We start from the raw sequence: 1739 nt of genomic DNA, 5'->3' as shown, positions 1-1739 counted from the left end.
CGCGAACGTCTGCTTGCCTGGCGTGGCCGTCAGCCCCAGGATGTGGGCGTCGAAGTACTCCAGGACGCCCTTCCACACCCCGTAGATGGAGCGGTGGGCCTCGTCCACGATCACCAGGTCGAACGACTCCGGCGGCAAGTCCCTGTTGTAGGCGATCTCGACCGGAGCGTCCGGCACGAAGCTGTCCAGCGTCGGGTCGTCGCCCTCGGGGACGTCCTTGCCGCGCAGCACGGAATAGACGCGCTGGATCGTGGAGATCACCACGTTCGAGGACTCCAGCATTCCCAGACGGGTCAGGCGCTGGACCGAGTACAGCTCGGTGAACTTCCGGCCGTCGTCTGGGGTCTCGTAGTTGCTGAACTCAGCAGCGGTCTGCTTGGCCAGGTTGTTGCGGTCGACCAGGAACAGCACCCGCTTGAACCCTGCGTGCTTGAGCAGTCGGTAGGACAGGGTTACGGCGGTGTGCGTCTTGCCCGCACCGGTGGCCATCTGGATCAGCGACCGGTCTGCACGTTGGGCCGCCAGTGATGCCTCGGTCTTGGAGATCGCTTCGGTCTGCGCGGGCCGCAGCCGTTCCACGTTCAGAGGCGGCATGCGCCGCACCTTTGCTCGCCAGGTCGGGAAGGCGGGATCGTCCTGGGTCTCCCGAACTATTCGCGCGAGGGTGGCCGGCTTAGGAAAGTTGAAGATCTTCCGGGCACGCGGCTCGGGGTCGTAGCCGTTGGTGAAATGAGTTTCCGACCCGGAGGCCTCGAACACGAACGGGATGCGATCACCCACCGTGTGCGCACGCTTGCGATGCTCCGGCGGCAGGCCGGTGGCGTACATCGCTGACTGCCACTCCACGCCTGACAGGGTCGTGCCCTGCGGTTTGGCCTCGATGACCCCGACGACCTTCTTTTCCACGTACAGCAGGTAGTCGACCCGGCCGTGGCCCGGTGCCATGACGACCTCGCGCACCGCGATGCCGTGCACGCCGAGCTCGCCCGCGAATAGGTTCATCGCCTTGCGGTCCTGTACCGCCCAACCTGCGGCAGTCAGCTGCTGGTCGATGAGGGCACGTGCGCGGGCCTCCGCCGGGAGGCGGGAATCGTGATCCTTGCTGTTCATGGCTTCCTCAGCATGGGTGTCGGAAGTGTTGCCCACTGAACGCCGGGCTCGCGCGGGCTAAGGCCCGCGGGGGAGGCCTGAGGTTGTGATGGAAGAATCATGAGGCGGTGGACGGTGGACTGTTGCGCCCGGTCAGGAACCTGCTTCAAGAGCCGCTCGGTTACCCGGTGTCCCGGAGTGTGATCGTCCCGTCTCGGTCGTCCGCTCAATACGATCCTGACGCGCGCCGTACATCCCGCAACCGTCTCTCGTCCCCTGCGCTGACTCTGCTTCAGGTCAGCGCGCCGTGTCCTTGAGGGTAGTGCAGGGGGGTGACACAAGCGGCATGTCTGATCATCCTGCCACCGTCCCCTGCCAGTTCAGACCGAAGGCCGGACGTCGTGATCCAGGCAGAGCCAGTTCGGACGCCCCTAGCCCGCCGATGACGGACACCCTCGGACCTACGAACGGAGAGCCAACAGCGGCCGGGTACGGCTGACCGGCGTCACCATTGCCGACGGCATTCACCCTGGATGACGTTCTCCCGGAAGGTCCGCGTCGGCATCGACCAGTGATCTGACCTGCCGCATGAGGGCGGAGGACGCAGCTGAGGTGATCGAGCGCCTGACTCCCTGCGCTCCGCACTGGTC

General features: G+C 65.7%; 1 protein-coding gene. It reads right to left on the bottom strand.

Annotated elements, in window-relative coordinates:
- The coding region (locus tag BFF76_RS30595) for a DEAD/DEAH box helicase family protein (protein ID WP_141695726.1) at positions 1 to 1110 on the bottom strand (1110 nt) is incomplete at its 3' end.
- Positions 1111 to 1739: the final 629 nt, after the last annotated feature.

This window comes from Streptomyces mutomycini (assembly GCF_001700505.1).
In the GTDB taxonomy this organism is placed as follows: domain Bacteria; phylum Actinomycetota; class Actinomycetes; order Streptomycetales; family Streptomycetaceae; genus Streptomyces; species Streptomyces mutomycini.
Note: the sequence above shows the minus strand (reverse complement) of the source record. Positions and strands in the feature narration are given on the sequence as shown.